The 18677-nt window shown below is 61.7% G+C and carries 17 protein-coding genes and 1 pseudogene; 10 read left to right on the top strand and 8 right to left on the bottom strand.

What is annotated here, in order from left to right:
• Positions 1 to 82 precede the first annotated feature (82 nt).
• On the bottom strand, positions 83 to 1612 hold the full coding sequence (locus AC07OV_RS27105) for an MFS transporter (protein WP_495093331.1): 1530 nt from the start codon (positions 1610 to 1612) through the stop codon (positions 83 to 85).
• Positions 1613 to 1762: 150 nt separating this feature from the next.
• On the opposite strand from AC07OV_RS27105, the gene AC07OV_RS27110 reads away from it, so the two are divergent.
• Entirely contained in the window at positions 1763 to 2659 is an 897-nt protein-coding gene (locus AC07OV_RS27110) for a LysR family transcriptional regulator (protein ID WP_494999039.1), read from the top strand.
• On the opposite strand, the pseudogene AC07OV_RS27115 reads toward AC07OV_RS27110, so the two are convergent.
• Positions 2616 to 2789, bottom strand: a pseudogene (locus AC07OV_RS27115) (dihydroxyacetone kinase family protein); the annotation flags it as partial. The gene AC07OV_RS27110 and the pseudogene AC07OV_RS27115 sit on opposite strands and share 44 nt — an antisense overlap.
• 370 nt (positions 2790 to 3159) lie before the next feature.
• On the opposite strand from AC07OV_RS27115, the gene AC07OV_RS27120 reads away from it, so the two are divergent.
• Positions 3160 to 4716: a TerC family protein gene (locus AC07OV_RS27120; RefSeq protein ID WP_495093332.1), complete on the top strand. Its 1557-nt coding sequence runs from the start codon at positions 3160 to 3162 to the stop codon at positions 4714 to 4716.
• Here the strand turns inward: AC07OV_RS27120 and AC07OV_RS27125 are convergent.
• The 3 genes from AC07OV_RS27125 to AC07OV_RS27135 form a co-directional block, all read right to left on the bottom strand.
• The gene (locus AC07OV_RS27125) at positions 4697 to 5776 is read right to left on the bottom strand and encodes a GGDEF domain-containing protein (RefSeq protein ID WP_494999038.1); all 1080 of its coding nucleotides are present in this window, start codon (positions 5774 to 5776) and stop codon (positions 4697 to 4699) included. The two genes, AC07OV_RS27120 and AC07OV_RS27125, sit on opposite strands and share 20 nt — an antisense overlap.
• A 74-nt stretch (positions 5777 to 5850) precedes the next feature.
• Positions 5851 to 6165, bottom strand: coding sequence for a thioredoxin family protein (locus tag AC07OV_RS27130; protein WP_495093333.1), 315 nt, complete (start codon positions 6163 to 6165; stop codon positions 5851 to 5853).
• Between the two features lie 83 nt (positions 6166 to 6248).
• Complete coding sequence (locus AC07OV_RS27135; protein WP_495093334.1) at positions 6249 to 6497, bottom strand: hypothetical protein; 249 nt, start codon at positions 6495 to 6497, stop codon at positions 6249 to 6251.
• Between the two features lie 442 nt (positions 6498 to 6939).
• Here AC07OV_RS27135 and AC07OV_RS27140 point away from each other — a divergent pair, with 442 nt between their 5' ends.
• The 8 genes from AC07OV_RS27140 to AC07OV_RS27175 all read left to right on the top strand — a co-directional run bounded on the left by AC07OV_RS27140 (position 6940) and on the right by AC07OV_RS27175 (position 13536).
• Positions 6940 to 7788 carry a transporter substrate-binding protein gene (locus AC07OV_RS27140; protein WP_176995729.1) on the top strand — a complete coding sequence of 283 codons (849 nt, stop codon included), beginning with the start codon at positions 6940 to 6942 and terminating at the stop codon, positions 7786 to 7788.
• Between the two features lie 52 nt (positions 7789 to 7840).
• The gene (locus AC07OV_RS27145) at positions 7841 to 8503 is read left to right on the top strand and encodes an amino acid ABC transporter permease (RefSeq protein WP_176995730.1); all 663 of its coding nucleotides are present in this window, start codon (positions 7841 to 7843) and stop codon (positions 8501 to 8503) included.
• Between the two features lie 11 nt (positions 8504 to 8514).
• Complete coding sequence (locus tag AC07OV_RS27150) at positions 8515 to 9177, top strand: amino acid ABC transporter permease (protein WP_016976586.1); 663 nt, start codon at positions 8515 to 8517, stop codon at positions 9175 to 9177.
• The gene (locus AC07OV_RS27155) at positions 9174 to 9956 is read left to right on the top strand and encodes an amino acid ABC transporter ATP-binding protein (RefSeq protein WP_065907741.1); all 783 of its coding nucleotides are present in this window, start codon (positions 9174 to 9176) and stop codon (positions 9954 to 9956) included. Before AC07OV_RS27150 ends, AC07OV_RS27155 begins: the two co-directional genes overlap by 4 nt.
• 16 nt (positions 9957 to 9972) lie before the next feature.
• Positions 9973 to 10362, top strand: a complete 390-nt coding sequence (locus tag AC07OV_RS27160) for a RidA family protein (protein ID WP_032896881.1) — start codon at positions 9973 to 9975, stop codon at positions 10360 to 10362.
• Between the two features lie 168 nt (positions 10363 to 10530).
• Positions 10531 to 11295 (top strand): IclR family transcriptional regulator, encoded by a 765-nt coding sequence (locus AC07OV_RS27165; RefSeq protein WP_106580124.1) that lies wholly within the window; start codon positions 10531 to 10533, stop codon positions 11293 to 11295.
• Between the two features lie 9 nt (positions 11296 to 11304).
• Positions 11305 to 12513, top strand: coding sequence for an amino acid deaminase (locus AC07OV_RS27170; protein ID WP_495093335.1), 1209 nt, complete (start codon positions 11305 to 11307; stop codon positions 12511 to 12513).
• 117 nt (positions 12514 to 12630) lie between these two features.
• Positions 12631 to 13536 (top strand): sugar kinase, encoded by a 906-nt coding sequence (locus tag AC07OV_RS27175; protein ID WP_495093336.1) that lies wholly within the window; start codon positions 12631 to 12633, stop codon positions 13534 to 13536.
• Positions 13537 to 13646: 110 nt separating this feature from the next.
• On the opposite strand, the gene AC07OV_RS27180 is transcribed toward AC07OV_RS27175, so the two are convergent.
• The 3 genes from AC07OV_RS27180 to AC07OV_RS27190 all read right to left on the bottom strand — a co-directional run bounded on the left by AC07OV_RS27180 (position 13647) and on the right by AC07OV_RS27190 (position 18563).
• Complete coding sequence (locus AC07OV_RS27180) at positions 13647 to 13922, bottom strand: peptidylprolyl isomerase (protein WP_060752567.1); 276 nt, start codon at positions 13920 to 13922, stop codon at positions 13647 to 13649.
• A 51-nt stretch (positions 13923 to 13973) separates the two neighbouring features.
• On the bottom strand, positions 13974 to 16469 hold the full coding sequence (locus AC07OV_RS27185) for a PAS domain-containing hybrid sensor histidine kinase/response regulator (protein WP_495093337.1): 2496 nt from the start codon (positions 16467 to 16469) through the stop codon (positions 13974 to 13976).
• Positions 16470 to 16610: 141 nt separating this feature from the next.
• Entirely contained in the window at positions 16611 to 18563 is a 1953-nt protein-coding gene (locus tag AC07OV_RS27190; protein WP_495093338.1) for an acetoacetate--CoA ligase, read from the bottom strand.
• Positions 18564 to 18677 lie beyond the last annotated feature (114 nt).

Consider the following 18677-nt stretch of genomic DNA (forward strand, 5'->3'; position numbering starts at 1 on the left):
CCCCCCCCCCCCACCCCCCCTCCCCCCCCCCCCCCCCCCCCCCCCCCCCCCCCCCCCCCCCCCCCCCCCCCCCCCCGGGCTCCTACAGGGCTGGTTTCGTCAGTATGGGTGCGTTGGGTATAGGGTTTCGCATCAACGTCCCCACCACCAGCGCCCCCAGCAACCCCAACACGCCCGCCACCCACAACACCCCGCTGAAGCCACCCACAAATGCCTGCCGCGCCAGCGGTTGCACCACCGCCCGAGCCGATTCCGGCAACAACCCCATGGCCGCCGGCATATCGCCCGCCACCACCCGCGACGCAATGCCCGCCACCTGCGCCTGCCACTGAACGTCAATGTGTGCACCCAGCAACTGTTCGCTGTGACTGCTCAGCAACGCCCCATACACACCAATCGCCAGCATGATCGCGCTGAAGCGCATGGTCGTGCTCATGCCCGACGCCATGCCGGCGCGGTCGCGGGGCACACAGGCCATGATGTTCTTCTGGGTATCGCCATTGAGCAGCCCCGCACCGGCCCCCGTCACGGCAATCGCCAGGGCAAAGGGGAGGTAGCCGCCTGCATTGACCGCCCAGGCGCTCAGCAAATTGCCGCCGCCCACCAGGGTCAAGCCGGTCGCCATCATCGTTGCCGGCGCAAAACGCCCGGCCAGGCGTGCGCCGATGCGGGGGCAAATCAGCATGGTCAGGGCAAAGGGCAGCATGCCCAGGCCTGAAGCGATGGCGGAAAAGCCCAGGCCGTTCTGCAGGTAAAACGGCAGCAACGTCATCATCACCTGGGCGCATCCGGCGTAGGCGAACATGCCGAGCAGGGCGCCGATAAAGCGAGGGTGACGGAACAGTAGCAAGTCCACCATGGGGCGTTGCTGCATGCGTTCGACCAGCACAAACACCCCCAGCAGCAGCGCACCACCGATCAGGCGTGCGTAGGTCTGCGGGTTATCCCAGCCGATGCGATTGGCCTCGATCAGCCCCCAGATCAGGCACAGCAAACTGGCACTGAATGCCAGGCTGCCCCACGGGTCTAGCCGTGCGGCCTGGGTATCGCGCGATTCGGGAATGGCGCGCAGCACCAGCAGCATCAAGCCCAGCCCCACAGGGAGGTTGAGGTAGAAGATCCAGCGCCAGCCCAGGTACTGAGTGATCACACCACCCAGGGTCGGCGCGGCCGTCATTGCCACGCCCATGCACGCGCCCCAGAAAGCCCAGGCCTTGGCGCGCTCCACTTCATCGTGAAACGTGTGGCCGATGGAGGCCAGTGCCGACGTCAGCAACAGGGCTGCGCCCACACCTTTGACCGCCCGAGCGATGTCGAGGAACAGCGCATTCGGCGCCGCCCCGCAGCCCAGTGAGGCCAGGATGAAAATACTCAGTCCCCACACCAGCGAACGCTTGCGGCCGAAAAGGTCGGCCAGGCTGCCGGCCGGTAGCAAGAGTGCAGCAAAGGCCAGCATGTAGGCACTCACTACCCACTCGATATCGGCGAAATTGGCGCCCAGGTCGCGGGCGATACTCGGCAGGGTCACTGCGACGATATTGGTATCGAGCACGATCAGCGAACAAACGCCGGAAGCCGTGAGTAGCGTCAAACGAGGACTGACTCGGCTCATGATTGAATTACCTGATAGGCAATGTGGAAATGGAAGTTGACGATCATCGCAAGGGCTCTCTAATGTTCAGGTAATACAAGCTTATCCCCGGCGCTGCGGACCTTTGTTAGCTGCCGAGAAGCACTTCATTACCTTTGAGCTAATCCTGCGATGGAAATCCGCCATTTCCGCTACTTCCTCGCCGTTGCCCGGCAACGCAACTTCACCCGTGCCGCCGAGCAACTGGGCATCGCACCGCCGACCTTGAGCCGGCAGATCCAGGACATGGAAACCGAGTTGGGCGCACGTCTGTTTGTCCGCCAGCAACGCGAAGTCAGCCTCACCGAGGCCGGCGCGGCGTTATTGATCGAGGCACAAGCCACCGTGCGCCAGTTCGAATTCGCCCAGCGTAATGCCCAGCGCGCCGGACGCGGCGAAATCGGCCATATCGAATTGGGTTACGTCGCGTCGGCGGTGTATTCCGGGCTGCTGCAAAAGCAGATGCAGGCGTTCAGCCAGGCGTTTCCCGACGTGAGCGTGAATGTGCGCGAATGCGCGATGGCCACGCTGCCTGGCGCCGTGGCGGAGGGACGCTGTGACATCGGCTATATCCGTTCACCCATGACCCTGCCCGAAGGTGTCGAGGCCGTGCGCCTGGACAGCGAAGGCTTTGTGCTCGCCTTGCCCCAGGGCTCCTGGCTGCTGGGGTTGAAAGCCATCGCCTGCGAGCACCTGCAAAACGAAACCTTCATCTTGCCCGAGCAGATCAGCGGCACCTTGCACGTGGCTGCCCTGGGCGGTTTTGCACCGCGCCTGGGGCCGCAACCGGGCGGGCTGGTCGCGGTGGTGGCGTTGGTCTCGCTGGGGCAGGGCGTGGCGGTGGTGCCGGCGTCTATGGTGGGGCATGTGAGCCTGCCGGGCGTGGTGTACCGCAGCATCCAGGGCAATGACGCGTCGTCGTGGCTGTCGCTGATTCACCGGCGCTTCGAGAAAGCGCCGGCGGTGGCGCGGTATATCCAGCAGGTCAAACACTCAGCCGCGGCTGCACCGAGTCTGCCAGCCGGGTAAGGATCAGGCAGCACGACACCGCCCCCGCATCCAGTACCCCCAGCGAGCGCTCGCCCAGGCGGCTGGCTCGGCCGATTTTTGCCACCAGGTCCTTGGTGGAATCGCGCCCCCGAGAGACGGCGGTTTTCATTCCTCTGTGGGAGCTGGCTTGCCTGCGATAGCATCACCTCGGTCTACCGGATGTACCGAGTCGCCTGCATCGCGGGCAAGCCCGGCTCCCACAGGGGCAGCAGGGGAGTTGAGAGGGCGGTTTACAGATCTTGTAATAGTTTTGCGTTGTAGGAAATTTGTGTTTCGACTGTACGATTCAAGTCCTTTTGTCATTTCAGGACTTGCATGAACACCCTCTCGGAGCCTCCCAGTCGTCTTTCCCCAAGACATCCACTGTTGCTGTTCCCGCTCAAACACCCCGTATTCCGCCTGCTAACCTTGTCCCGGTCCACTGATCGCGCATTGCCGTGCCCGGCATTCTGAACACCTTGAACATAGAGACTCTATAAATGGAATGGTTAGCGGATCCAACGGCCTGGCTCGGCCTGTTGACCTTGATTGTGCTGGAACTGGTACTGGGCATCGACAACCTGGTGTTTATCGCGATCCTGGCGGACAAACTGCCACCGGAGCAGCGTGACCGTGCGCGGTTGATCGGTTTGTCCCTGGCACTGCTGATGCGCCTGGGCCTGTTGGCGAGTATTTCCTGGTTGGTGACCCTCACCCAGCCACTGTTCGAGGTGTTCGACAAGAGCTTCTCCGGCCGTGACCTGATCATGCTGTTTGGTGGTGTGTTCCTGTTGTTCAAGGCCACCATGGAATTGCACGAGCGTCTTGAGGGCCATGTGGCCCAGCGCACGGGTAACGTGGCTTACGCGATGTTCTGGCCGATTGTGGCGCAGATCGTGGTGCTTGACGCGGTGTTCTCCCTCGACGCGGTGATTACCGCCGTGGGCATGGTGGACGAACTGGCGGTGATGATGATCGCGGTGATCGTGTCCATTGGCCTGATGATCGTGGCGAGCAAGCCGCTGACCCGTTTCGTCAACGCCCACCCGACGGTGATCATGCTGTGCCTGGGCTTCTTGATGATGATCGGTTTTGCCCTGACCGCCGAAGGCCTGGGTTTCCATATTCCGAAGGGCTACCTGTACGCGGCCATCGGTTTCTCGATCCTCATCGAAGGCTTCAACCAGATCGCCCGCGCCCGTCGCAAGAAATCTGCTCAAGGCGTGTTGCCGGTGCGTGAACGTACCGCCCACGCAGTGATGCGTTTGCTGGGCGGCCGTAGCCTGGCGGTGGAAGAGGTGGGTGAGGAGGTGGCCGACCTGCTCGGCGAGCCGGATGCTGCGCAAGGCCCGCTGTTCGACCGACGCGAGCGCGTGATGATCAGTGGTGTGCTGCAACTGGCCGAACGCCCGATCCGCACGCTGATGACGCCGCGGGCCAAGGTCGACAGTATTGATCTGGCAGACGATCCGGAGACGATCCGACGCAAATTGATGCACTCGTCCTACTCGCGATTGCCGCTGATCCGCAACGGTGCCGTGGACGAGCCCTTGGGCTTCGTGCACAAAAAAGAGTTGCTCAAGGAATACCTGGCCGGCAATGAACCGAACCTGGAGCACCTGGCACGTCGTGCGGTCAACCTGTTGGAGAGTTTCTCGGTGCTCAACGCCCTGGAGCAGATGCGCCAGGAATCCACCCACATCGCCTTCGTGATCAACGAATTCGGTGACTTCATGGGCGTGTTGAGCATGACCGACATCCTTGAATCCATCGCCGGTGAGTTGCCCGACGCCAGCGAAATCGAAGGCCCGGACATCGTCGAGGAAGGTGAAGGTTTTCGTGCCAATGGCGCATTGACCCTCAACCAGGTGCGCCAACGTACCGGCTTCCAGGCCGTGGCAACCGAGGACTACCAGACCCTGGCCGGCCTGGTGATGAGCCTGCTCGATCGCCTGCCGGTGGTGGGCGACAGCCTGGTGCACGAGGGCTGGCGCCTGACCGTGGCGGCGGTGGAAGAGCGGCGCGTAATCCAAGTGCTCATGGCGCGTGAAACGTAAACCGGTCCTTGCCCTCATGCTTTGAAATATAGAGCGCCTGATCCGCCTTGATCAGCGCCTGGTTCAATGTCTCACCGTCCTCCACCCGGGCCAGGCCGATACTGATGGTCACCGGGTGTTGGGTCGGTTCTTCGCGCACGCGGCGGCAGAGCAAGGTGGCCAACTGCTCGACGTCGCTTTTGCGCACGCCTGCCAGGTAGATGCCGAACTCTTCGCCGCCCAGGCGCGCGTAGTCGAAGTCAACCATCACCGCCTTGATGTCCTGGGCCACACGTTTGAGTACTTCGTCGCCGATGTCGTGGCCGTATACGTCATTCACTTTCTTGAAGTTGTCGATGTCGATCATCGCCAGGTAGTGATCGTGGGCCTTGGGCTGTTGGCTGAGTTTCTTGCCGGCGCTGGTCATGAACGAGCGGCGGTTGGGAATTTCAGTGAGGGTGTCGAGGTAAGCCTGGTCCAGCAGCAGCCTGGACATGATGAAGTTGTGCAGTTTGGCCTGGCGCAGTTTCAGGAAGCTGTAGAGCGTCAGGAAGGTCAGAAACACCGAATAGAACGTCACCAGGGCGCCGCGCACTTCCAGCAGGGAAAGGTGGGCCAGGTAAAACGGATTGAGCAACGCCCAGGTGATCAGCATTGTCGTGACAAACGACCAATGCTTGAGTGGTAACACCGATGCGCTGTAGAGGATGCTCGACGCCGCGAGGATCAACCAGCTGGGGTGCAGGTCCATTGGCAAGCCTTCGATCAGCAAGCGCGTGCCGAGGGCGATGATGGCGACGAATACCAGGTTGATCCATTGGAAGTGTTGGGCGTTGCGGGTAAATCCCAGGGTAATGGTGTTGATGGTCAACAGTGCTAGAAAGAGCATCGATAGCCCGGTGAAACCCTGGCCCCCCGGAAAGCTGACGATCAGGTCGAAGACCAGCCAGATGCAGATGCTGGCGATATAGATCAGCAGGCAGAAGGGCTTGAGTCGCTCAAAATCATGCTGGGCGAACTCGAGTTTCAGGGCGGGCGAGGGGTGTTTCTTGAGAACTTCGGCTTCAATGGTCTTGAACATTGCTGACCCTGGATCGGCTGAGACGGCATTGAGCAGCGTAGACGCTGGCCGGGGTCTCGCCAATCCAAGACTGGTCAGGCGTGCCCGCCAAATGCCTGCAAGAGCGTCCGGTCGCTGATTCCTTCAAATGTCTTCATCAGGTTGCGGTCTTGGTAGATCAATAGCGTTGGAACGCGTTCGACATTCGGATGGCGGGGCGTATTCGCACAGTCGAGGATCAATACCTTGATTTTGCCCTTGCGTGCGTCAGCCGCTTTGACAAACCTTGGCAAAGCCTCCTCACATGCTGCGCAACCCTCGCAGACGAATAGGACGAACACCGGCAGCGGTGTATCCAGTTCCCGTTCGAATGCGGCTTTGTCTTCGACGACGGCGTTCACGTAGTTCATTGGCGTGCTCCATGCGGTAACGCGGTTCACGCTAATGGGGGGAGCACCGATCGTCTACTGTCAACCTTCACAGGTATCGACACTCACGCTTCTTTGTCACGCTCGATGCGTTCACGCGCCTTGCGGGCCTGGCTTGCGCACTTGCGGTATTCCTCATTGTCCCGAGAGGCCTTGGCTCGGCGATAGCCGTGGTGGTTCTGGCTGGTGTAGTCAGTACTGAAAGCGTCCTTGAGCTTGCGCAACTCCTCTTTGCATTGGCGGCGGTCGTTGCTGGCTGAAGCATTGCCTGCCACGAGAAGGGAAAGCACCAGCAGGGTAATGCCGAATTTCATCAAAGCAGGTTCCTCATCTAATCGTCCCCTGTAGGAGCCGGCTTGCCGGCGAATAACGTATGGGCGCCGCGTTCCGTCAGGTTATGCGCATCATCGCCGGCAAGCCGGCTCCTACAGAGGTGGTGTGTTCAATATTGCGTTGAGGCTAGCGCAATGCGTCGATTTTTCCACGCATGCCGGTGCACTGAGATCGTGCGCGGTAACACCGTTGTGGCGCACTCGTTTGGGGCTGTCACCGGGGCGTGGGGCCTCTGGTAGCAATCGGTTGCGCGGTGCTGGCGTAACGCCTTGTCTGGCGAAAGTATTTATCTCACTGATTTATATCGAATTTATCCCTGACATATTTTTCTGTTACGGCGTGTGGCACACTTTCTGCTGTCTATTCCGTTGTTACATACTAAGTTCCGGTATAGCGGAATACACAACTCCTGGAGTGCTTGTCATGCATCACCGACCTTCCGTGTTTAAAGCGTGTGTTTTTCTCTTCGCCGCATCGGCTTCCCTCGCCAGCATCGTGCAGGCGGCGGACAGCAAGCTCGATGATGTGCTCAAGCGTGGGCACCTGATCGTGGGTACAGGCAGTACCAATGCGCCGTGGCACTTCCAGGGAGCGGATGGCAAGTTGCAGGGGTTTGATATCGACATCGGCCGCATCGTGGCCAAAGGGTTGTTCAACGACCCGAGCAAGGTCGAGTTTGTGGTGCAGTCTTCCGACGCGCGTATTCCCAACCTGCTGACCGACAAGGTCGACATGAGTTGCCAGTTCATCACCGTCACCGCCAGCCGTGCGCAGCAAGTGGCCTTCACCTTGCCGTACTACCGCGAAGGCGTGGGCCTGCTGTTGCCGAACAACAGCAAGTACAAAGAGATCGAAGACCTGCAAGCGGGGGGTGATGGCGTCACCGTGGCCGTGCTGCAGAACGTGTATGCCGAAGAACTGGTGCACCAGGCCTTGCCTAAAGCCAAGGTCGACCAGTACGACAGCGTCGACCTGATGTACCAGGCCGTGAACTCCGGTCGCGCCGATGCCGCCGCCACCGACCAGTCCTCGGTCAAATACCTGATGGTGCAGAACCCAGGCCGCTACCGCAGCCCGGTCTATGCCTGGAGCCCGCAGACCTACGCGTGTGCCGTCAAGCGTGGCGACCAGGACTGGTTGAACTTCGTCAACACCGCGCTGCATGAAGCCATGACCGGTGTGGAGTTCCCGACCTACAAGGCCTCGTTCAAGCAATGGTTTGGTGTAGACCTGCCGGAACCTGCGATCGGCTTCCCGGTTGAGTTCAAGTAAATCGTAAACGCTGGGGCGTCGCTGACGGCGCCCCATTCAGGTACTGCCCACCATGAACTATCAGTTGAACTTTGCCGCCGTGTGGCGCGACTTCCCCAGCTTGCTGGCGGGGCTCGGCCTGGGCCTGGAGCTGGCGCTGCTGTCCATCGCCATCGGCTGCGTGATCGGCCTGATGATGGCGTTTGCCATGCTGTCCAAACACCGGGCGCTGCGTGTGCTGGCCTCGGTGTACGTGACGGTGATCCGCAATACGCCGATCCTCGTGCTGATCCTGTTGATCTACTTCGCGTTGCCGTCCCTCGGGATCCGTCTCGACAAAATCCCGTCCTTCATCATTACCCTGTCGTTGTACGCCGGTGCCTACCTCACCGAAGTGTTCCGCGCAGGCTTGCTGAACATCCCCAAGGGGTTGCGTGAAGCCGGCTTGGCCATCGGCCTGGGCGAGTGGCGTATCCGCGCCTACATCACCGTGCCGGTGATGCTGCGCAACGTGTTGCCCGCGCTGTCGAACAACTTCATTTCGCTGTTCAAGGACACCTCCCTGGCCGCTGCCATCGCAGTGCCGGAGCTGACCTATTACGCCCGCAAGATCAACGTCGAAAGCTACCGGGTGATTGAAACCTGGCTGGTCACGACCGCGCTCTACGTGGCTGCCTGTTACCTCATTGCCATGCTGCTCCGTTACCTGGAACAGCGTCTGGCGATCCGTCGTTAAGGAGGGCTGTCATGTACGAGTCCCCAAGCTGGCTGCATGAGTTGTGGATCGCCCGGGATACCCTGTGGGCGGGCTTTCAGGCCAGTGTTTATGTGTCGGCCCTGGCGATTATCTTCGGCACCCTTATCGGCATTGTCGCCGGGTTGATCCTGACCTACGGCAAGTTCTGGATGCGTGCGCCGTTTCGCCTGTACGTCGACCTGATCCGTGGCACCCCGGTGTTCGTGCTGGTGCTGGCGTGTTTCTACATGCTGCCGGCGCTCGGTTGGCAAATCACCGCGTTCCAGGCCGGTGCCGTCGGGCTGACGCTGTTCTGCGGCTCCCACGTTTCGGAAATCGTGCGCGGGGCGCTGCAAGCCATTCCCCGTGGGCAACTGGAGGCGGGCAAGGCCATCGGCCTGACGTTCTACCAGTCCCTGGGCTACGTGCTGCTGCCCCAGGCACTGCGCCAGATCCTGCCGACCTGGGTCAATTCCTCCACGGAAATCGTCAAGGCCTCCACCTTGCTCTCGGTGATCGGCGTGGCCGAGTTGCTGCTCAGTACCCAGCAAGTCATCGCGCGCACCTTCATGACCCTGGAGTTCTACCTGTTCGCAGGCTTTATGTTCTTTGTCATCAACTACGCCATCGAGTTATTCGGGCGCTACATTGAAAAGCGGGTGGCCTTGCCATGAACCAACCTCAAACCAACCAACCGCTGCTGAATATCCGCGGCCTGCGTAAACAATACGGCCAGGTCGAAGTGCTCAAGGGCGTCGACCTGTCCATGCAACGCGGCAACGTGGTGACGTTGATCGGCTCCAGCGGCTCGGGCAAGACCACGCTGCTGCGCTGCGTGAACCTGCTGGAAGAATTCCAGGGCGGGCAGATCACCCTGGACGGCGAGTCCATCGGCTACAGCGAAATCGCCGGCAAGCGCGTGCGTCACCCCGAACGCGTGATCGCCCAGCACCGCGCGATGACCGGCATGGCGTTCCAGCAGTTCAACCTGTTCCCGCATTTGACCGCCTTGCAGAACGTCACCCTCGGCCTGCTCAAGGTCAAGAAGATGGGCAAGGACGAAGCCGTGGCCCTCGCCGAAAAATGGCTGGACCGCGTCGGCCTGCTGGAGCGTCGCAACCATTTCCCCGGCCAGCTTTCCGGCGGCCAGCAACAACGTGTGGCGATTGCCCGCGCCATCGCGATGAACCCGAGCCTGATGCTGTTCGACGAAGTCACCTCGGCCCTCGACCCGGAGCTGGTGGGTGAAGTGCTCAGTGTGATCAAGGGCCTGGCGGAAGAGGGCATGACCATGTTGCTGGTCACCCACGAAATGCGCTTTGCCTATGAGGTGTCCGACAAGATCGTTTTCATGAACCAGGGCCGCATTGAAGAGCAGGGCACCTCGAAGGACATCTTCGAACGCCCGCAATCGCCGCGCCTGGCGGAATTTCTCAAGAACATTCGTTTTTAATCAGGAGCACTTTTTTATGAGCATTACTCGTTACGGCACCGGCAGCACCGCCGGCGGCGGCCAACCCCGTCCTTTCGCCCGTGCGGTGGAAGCTGACGGCTGGCTCTACGTCTCGGGCCAGGTGCCAGCGGTGGACGGTGAGATCATCAACGGCGGGATCATCGAGCAAACCCGGCAGACCATGCGCAATGTGGTGGCGATCCTCGAAGAAGCCGGTTACGAATTGAAGGATGTCGTACGCGTCGGTGTGTGGCTGGAAGACCCACGGGACTTCTGGAGTTTCAACAAGGTCTTCGGCGAATACTTCACCCCGGAACACGCCCCGGCGCGCGCTTGCGTGCAGGCCAACATGATGGTCGATTGCAAGGTGGAGATCGATTGCGTGGCGTACAAGAAAAAAGGCTAAATTGCCCCGACCTTAAGGCCGCCAACGATCCAATGTGGGAGCTGGCTTGCCTGCGATGACGGAGTGTCAGGCATCCATTTGTGACTGAACCGCCGCCATCGCGGGCAAGCCCGCTCCCACAGGGGTTCACTGTGCAGCATTACCACTATGACCGGACCGAAAACTGCCATGACCGAAGACACCATCAAACGCCGCGCCAAGGGACTGGACCGTGCGTTCGATATCCTCGATTTTCTCAAGGAAATCGGCCAGCCCCTGCGCCCGAATGATATTGCCAGCGGCATTGGCAGCCCCAAGTCCACCGTTTATGAGCTGGTTGCGTCGCTGCTTGAACGCCGCATCCTCGAGACCGTAGGCAAGGACGGTCACGTCTACCTGGGCCGCCAGCTGTACTTCCTGGGCCAGGCGCACCTGCGCCATTTCGACCTGACCCGCGAGGCCGATCACGCCTTGCAGGAAATCGTCAGCCAAACCCACGAAACCGCGCAGATGTGCCTGCTCAACGGGCGCAAATACACGGTGGCACTGATGCGTGAAGGCGAGCGGCATTTCCGTATTTCCTCCGACATCGGCGAAAACGCACCGATCCCCTGGACTGCCTCCGGGCGCCTGCTACTCGGGCACTTGAGCGACCAGCAGATCATCGATCTGATCGACTACGACGACTTCATCCTGCCGGATGGCCAGCGCTTGCCGCTGGAAACCTTCCTGGCGCAAATCCGTCAGGCCACCCTCGATGGCTTCTTTTCCTTCGACAGCGTGGCCGACACCTTTACCCATTGCTTTGCCGCCCCGGTACGGGACGCGCAAGGCATCAGCATCGCGACCCTGTGCATCGTTGCACCCCGGGCCGATGCGATCAAAAACTACAACGACTATCGCCGGGTGTTGATCGACAGCGCCAACAACCTGGCCCGTCGCATCAACGAATAGGAGCATTTCATGTCTGCCATCAACGCCGTTGAAAAAGGCGCCGCCGCCGTCGGTGCCCACTTGGTCCGTGACGTCAGCTTGCCGGCCCTTGTGCTGCACCGCGACGCCCTGGAACACAACATTCGCTGGATGCAGCAGTTTGTCAGCAACAGCGGTGCCGAGCTGGCGCCCCATGGCAAGACCAGCATGATGCCGGCGCTGTTCCAGCGTCAGATCGAGGCGGGCGCCTGGGGCATTACCCTGGCCAACGCCGTGCAGACCCGCGCCGCCTATGCCGGTGGCGTGCGACGCGTGCTGATGGCCAACCAACTGGTGGGCGCACCGAACATGGCGTTGATCGCCGACCTGCTGGCCGACAAGGATTTTGATTTTCACTGCATGGTCGATCACCCGGACAACGTCGCCGACCTGGGCCTGTTCTTCGCCGCCCGTGGCCTGCGCCTGAACGTGATGATCGAATACGGCGTGGTCGGCGGCCGTTGCGGGTGCCGCAGCGAGCAGGAAGTGCGCGACCTGGCGAGGGCAATCAAGGCCCAGCCGGCCCTGGCCCTCACCGGTATCGAAGGCTATGAAGGCGTGATCCATGGCGAGCACGCCATCAGCGGTATCCGCGCGTTCGCGGCAAGCCTGGTGCGCCTGGCGGTCGACCTGCAGGACAGCGGCCATTTCGACCTGCCCAAGCCCATCGTCACCGCCTCGGGTTCGGCCTGGTACGACCTGATCGCCGAATCGTTCGAAGCACAGAACGCCGCTGGCCGCTTCCTCAGCGTGCTGCGCCCTGGAAGTTATGTGGCCCACGACCACGGCATCTACAAAGAGGCGCAATGCTGCGTGCTCGACCGTCGCAGTGACCTGAACGAAGGCCTGCGCCCGGCGCTGGAAGTCTGGGCGCATGTGCAGTCGTTGCCCGAGCCGGGGTTTGCGGTGATCGCCCTGGGCAAGCGCGACGTGGCCTACGACGCCGGTCTGCCGGTGCCGCTCAAGCGCTACAAGGCCGGTATTTTGCCGGCAGAAGGCGATGACGTCGGCGCGTGCAAGGTCACGGCGGTGATGGATCAGCATGCGTTCATGACCGTGGCACCGGGGGTGGAGTTGCGCATTGGCGACATCATTTCGTTCGGTACTTCCCACCCGTGCCTGACCTTTGACAAGTGGCAGGTGGGGTGCCTGGTGGATGAGCAGTTGCAAGTGATTGAGTCTCTGCATACCTGCTTCTAAACCGTGTCGCGGCCATCGCAGGCAAGCCAGCTCCCACATGTTGAATTGTGAATACTTTCAACTGTGGGAGCTGGCTTGCCTGCGATGAGGCCCTCCAAAACACTCGAGACCATTGCCATGACCACCCAACCCCGCATCGCCCTCATCGGCGAATGCATGATCGAACTGCAACACCGCGCCGACGGCAGCCTGCACCAAAGCTTCGGCGGCGACACCCTGAACACGGCGGTGTACCTGCGCCGTGAACTGGGCGACACCGGCAGCGTCGACTACGTCACCGCTTTGGGCGATGACAGCTTCAGCGATGCCATGTGCCAGCAATGGGCCGAAGAAGGCCTGGGCCTGGGCATGGTCCAGCGCCTGCCTGGGCGCCTGCCGGGCTTGTACTGCATCCAGACCGACGCCAACGGCGAGCGCAAATTTCTCTATTGGCGCAACGAAGCCGCCGTGCGCGACTGCTTCACCACGCCGGCGGCCGAGCCGATCCTGGCGGCGCTGCCGGGCTATGACGTGGTGTATTTCAGCGGCATCACCCTGGCGGTGCTGGGTGAAGTCGGGCGTGCGCGCCTGCTGCAAACCCTGATCGAAACCCGTCGGCAAGGCGGCAAGGTGGTGTTCGACAACAACTACCGGCCGCGCCTGTGGACGTCTGTTGAAGCTGCGCGCACGGCGTATCACCAGGTGATGGCTGAGGTGGATGTTGCCTTGCTGACCGAAGATGACGAGCGGGCGCTGTTTGGCTATGAAGACAGCGAGCAGGTGTTTGCGGCGTACCCGGCGATTGCTGAGGTGGTGCTTAAGCGTGGGGCGGATGCCTGTTTGATCCGTTGCGCGGGGGAGCGCTTTGCGGTGCCGGCGGTGAAGGTTGAGAAGGTGGTGGACACGACGGCGGCGGGGGATTCGTTCAGTGCGGCGTACTTTGCGAGTCGGCTCAAGGGTGGTTCACCTGAACAGGCTGCATTGGCCGGGCATCAGCTGGCCAGTCGGGTCATTCAGATTCCAGGGGCTTTGATTCCTCGTTGAATGGCCGCCTGCGGCGGTTCGCGGGCAAGCCCGGCTCCCACAGTTGATCGGTGTACGCCGTCCAATGTGGGAGCTGGCTTGCCTGCGATAGCGGTTTACAGCCAAGCCCCTTAGTCGCGGTAGAACACCTGCACCAGGTGATACCCGAACTTGCTCTTGATCGGCCCGTGCACCACCTTCACCGGCTTCTTGAAGATCACCGCATCAATTGCCCCCACCATCTGCCCGGGCCGCACTTCACCCAGGTCGCCGCCACGCTTGCCCGACGGGCAGGTGGAGTACTTCTTGGCCAGCACATCAAAGGCTTCGCCCTTGGCGATGCGCTGCTTGAGCTGTTCGGCTTCTTCGCTGGTTTTAACCAGGATGTGACGGGCTAGGGCTTTCATGCGGGTTACCTTGCAACGGTCAAACGTAAGGGCGCGCGATTATGCCTGAACTCACTCGACGACGCTGATCATGCTGCGGATTTTCGTGGCCAGCAGGTCGATGGAAAATGGTTTGGCCACCATGTCCATGCCGTCCTCCAAAAAGCCTTGGCGTTCGGCGGCTTTTTCAGCGTAGCCGGTCATGAACAACACGCGCAGGCCAGGCCTGTGCTGACGGGCGATTTCCGCCAGTTGCCGGCCATTCATGCCGGGCAAGCCCACGTCGGTCACCAGCAGGTCCACACGCAAATCCGACTCCAGCAACGGCAACGCCGTGCGCGCATCCGCCGCCTGGTGCGCGGTGTAGCCCAGCTCATCAAGCACATTGACCACCAGCATGCGCACGGCGGGGTCATCCTCGACCACCACTACGGCCTCGCCGGCCAGTGCCAGCGGCGCTTCGCTCGAATGCTCCGGCAGGTTGCTTTCCAGCGCCGTGCCATGCAGGCGCGGCAGGTACAGGCGTACGCAGGTGCCCTGGCCGGGTTCGCTGTGAATGGTCACGTGGCCACCGGATTGCTGGGCAAAGCCGTAGATCATCGACAAGCCCAGGCCGGTGCCTTGGCCGATGGGCTTGGTGGTGAAGAACGGGTCGAACGCCTTGGCGAGGATTTTCGGCGCCATGCCGGTGCCGTTGTCGCACACGCCAAGCATCACGTAGTCGCCGGCCTTCACCGGTTCGAGGGTGGTGATGTCGGTACCGTCCAGGTAACTGTTGGCAGTTTCGATCAGCAGCTCGCCGCCATCGGGCATGGCGTCGCGGGCGTTGATCACCAGGTTGAGCAGGGCGTTTTCCAGTTGGCTGGCATCGGTGTTGACCGGCCAGATGTCGTGGCCCAGTTGCACCTTGAGCGTGATATGCGCGCCTTTGGTGCGGCGGAACAAGTCTTCAAGCGAAGCCACCAGTTGGTTCGGGTCCAGCGGCCGACGGTCCAGCGACTGGCGCCGCGAGAACGCCAGCAGCCGGTGGGTGAGGGCGGCCGCACGGTGGGCCGATGAGACGGCGGCGTCGGTAAAGCGGCCGATCTCATCGCTGCGCCCGGCCGCGATGTAGCGCTGCATCAGGTCCAGGCTGCCGATGATGCCGGTGAGCATGTTGTTGAAGTCGTGGGCAATGCCCCCGGTGAGCTGGCCCACCGCTTCCATTTTTTGCGCATGGCGCAGGGCGTCTTCGGCCCGCTCGCGTTCGAACATTTCGTTTTGCAGGCGCTGGTTGGCTTCGGCCAGGGCCTGGGTGCGCTGGGCCACACGTTCTTCGAGGTTTTCGTTGAGGTGGCGCAGGGCTTCTTCGGTGAGCTTGCGTTCAGTTTCGTCGATCACAAAGATGTAGAAACCGTTCACCGAGCCGTCATTGCTGAAGCGCGGCAGGTACTTCATCAACGCATGGCGCGGGCGGCCGTCGCGGTGCGGGGTGATGGTCATGAAGCTGCACGCCTTGCCCTTGAGGGCGGCGGCGATCTTGTCTGCGCGCCCGGCATACACCTCGTCGCCGAGCACTTCGCGGATGGTCTTGCCGTACAGCTCCTGGGGCGTCATGCCGTACCACTCCAGGTACGCGCTGTTGTTCAGGCGAAACCGTTGCTCGTGATCCACATAGCCGATCAACACCGGCATGGCGTTGATGATCAGCTGCAATTCGGTCTGGCTTTGGCGCAGGGCCTGCTCAGTGTGCTTGCGCTCGGTCAGGTCCAGCGCAGCGCCGAGAAAACGCGCCGGGCGGCCTTGATGGTCCTTGTAGCAGCGGCCCCGGGCAAACACCCAGCGTACCTGGCCATCGGCCTGCAACAGGCGGTACTCCTCGGCGTATTCGGTGCCGAAGGTGATGCAATGCTTGATGCTGCGCGCCACCATGCCACGGTCTTCGGGGTGCACACCCTGCAGGTAGTCGCTGATGGGCAGCAGCCCGGCGCTTTGCGGGTCGACACCATGCAGGTAGGCGAAGTGCGCGTCGGCGATGAAGCGGTCTTCGCCGATGTCCCAATCCCAGGTGCCCACTGCGTCAGTGGCAGCCAATGCGAGTTGCAGGCGTTGTTCGGTGTTGTGTTGGGCCTTGCGCCGTTCGTTGGTTTCGATGGCGGTGACGAGGATGCCGGCGACGGTGCCGCTTTCGTCGCGGATCGGGCTGTAGGTCAGGTCCAGCCAGATTTCGGTGTCGCGGTTATTGCGCTGCAGCACGAAGCGCTGCTCGCTGAAGCTGCGCACCTGGCCGCTGAGCACCGCGTCATAGATGGGTGCGGTAAAGCCCTCGAGTTCCGGCCAGGTCTGGTGCGCCGGCTGGCCCAGCGCCTCGGGGTGCTTGTTGCCCGCCAGTTGGGCGAAGCCGTCGTTGTACAGCTGGGTGAGGTGGCTGCCCCACAGCAGCAACATCGGCATGGGGGAATGCACGACGATATCCACGGCTGTGCGCAGGCTTTGTGGCCAATCGTTGGCCGCACCGAGTGGGCTTTGCGCCCAGTCCAGCCGCGCAATCAATGCTGCGGCCTCGCTACCGGTGGAGATGTCCTTCATGAAAAAGCCCTGAGCGTAACGCTTTGAAAGATGACAACACCCATTATCCCGTGTGCCGGGCGTGAGTGACTACCCCCGAAAAATAGCATGCATTGGGGGTTTGTCTTCAAATCAGTGCATCAGAGCTGAAACCTTTCATCTTTACGCCAATTCAGGGCGGTCACGAAACTGCTCAAGCGCCTCCGGGTTGGCCAGGGCATCGGTGTTTTTTACCGGCTCGCCGTGCACCACGTTGCGCACCGCCAACTCGACGATCTTGCCGCTGATGGTGCGGGGGATATCCGTGACGGCAACGATCTTTGCCGGTACGTGGCGTGGCGTGGTGTTGGCGCGGATCACCTGGCGGATCTGCTGTTCCAGGGCCTCATCCAACGCGATGCCGTCGGTGAGGCGCACGAACAGCACCACCCGCACATCGTCCTGCCAGCGCTGGCCGATGGCCAGGCTTTCCAGCACCTGGGGCACCTTTTCCACCTGGCGATAAATCTCGGCCGTGCCAATGCGCACGCCACCGGGGTTGAGCACGGCGTCGGAGCGCCCATGGATCAGCAGGCTGCCGTTGGGGCGTTGCTCGGCGTAGTCGCCCTGGGCCCAGACCCCGGGGAACTGGCTGAAATAGGAGGCGCGCAGTTTCTGCTGGCCGGGGTCGTTCCACAGGCCGATGGGCATGGCGGGGAAATGCCGGGTGCACACCAGTTCGCCTTTTTCACCGACCAAGGGTTGGCCCTGATCGTCCCAGACCTCAATGGCCATCGCCAGGCTCTTGCACTGCATCTCGCCACGGCGCACCGGCAGCACGGGGTTACCGATCACAAAGCAGGAGACGATATCGGTACCGCCAGACATGGATGACAGACACAGCTCACCTTTGATCTCGCGATACACATAGTCGTAGCTCTGGGGCGACAGCGGCGACCCCGTGGAAATCAGCCCCTTGAGGCTGCCCAAATCATGGCTCAAACGCGGTTGCAGCCCGGCCTTTTCCAGGGTGGCGAGGAACTTGGGGCTGGTGCCGAACACGCTGATCTTTTCTGCGTCAATCAGGTCGATCAAGCGTTCGGGCCCCGGGTGGAAGGGCGAGCCGTCATACAGCACGGCCGTGGCGCCGATGGCCAGCACCGACACCAGCCAGTTCCACATCATCCAGCCGCAGGTGGTGTAGTAGAACAGGCAGTCGTCCCGGGACAGGTCGGCGTGCAGGCCGTGTTCCTTGAGATGGGTGAGCAGCACGCCGCCGGTGCCGTGGATGATGCACTTGGGTACCCCTGTGGTGCCGCTGGAATAGAGGATGTACAGCGGGTGGTCGAAGGGCACGGCGACGAAATCCGGCTCGCCGCCGGGTTGGTAAAAGTCGTTCCACAGCGTGACAGTTGCCTGGGTTTGATAATCCTCAACCCGCGCCTGAGCCCGGGTATACGGCACGATGATCAGCTGTTCCAGAGACGGCAGTCGTTCGAGGATTTCGTTGAGCTTGGCGGTTTGGTCAATCTCCTTGCCGGCATAACGGTAACCGGCGCAGGTGATCAGCACTTTGGGTTCGATCTGGCCAAACCGGTCGATCACGCCCTGGGTGCCGAAGTCTGGAGACGAGCAGGACCAGATCGCCCCGAGGCTGGTGGTGGCGAGCATGCCCACCAGGGTTTGCCAGGTGTTGGGCATGCACGCCGCGACGCGGTCGCCCTGAACCACACCCGCCGCCCGCAGGCTTTGTTGCAGGCCGGCCACGTGGGCGGCGAGTTCGGCGTAGGTCAGTTGTTCACGCTGGCCGTCTTCGCTGATTGCTATCACGGCGGGGTGATCATCGCGACGGCGCAGCAGGTGCTCGGCAAAATTCAGGGTGGCGCCGGGAAACCACTGGGCGCTGGGCATCTCGGCGTCTTCGATCAGTACGGCACTGGGCGGGCTGCGAAATTGCACGTCAAAGAACGCGACGATGGCCCGCCAGAAGTCGGGGCGCTGGTCGATGCTCCAGTGGTGCAGGGCCGGGTAGTCGTTGAGCTGCACGCCGTGGCGGTCGTTGATGTAGCGGCGGAACTGATCCATGCGCGTGGTGGCGATGCGTTCCGGGGAGGGTTGCCAGAGGATGTCGGACATAAAGCTGCCTCTTGTTCTTGTACAAGTCTACCTAACAACACAGTTCTAAATTGTGGGAGCTGGCTTGCCTGCGATAGCGGTGTGTCAGTTGGCTAATTTGTTTCTGATATACCG

The organism is Pseudomonas sp. GW821-FHT09A09 (genome assembly GCF_059418405.1).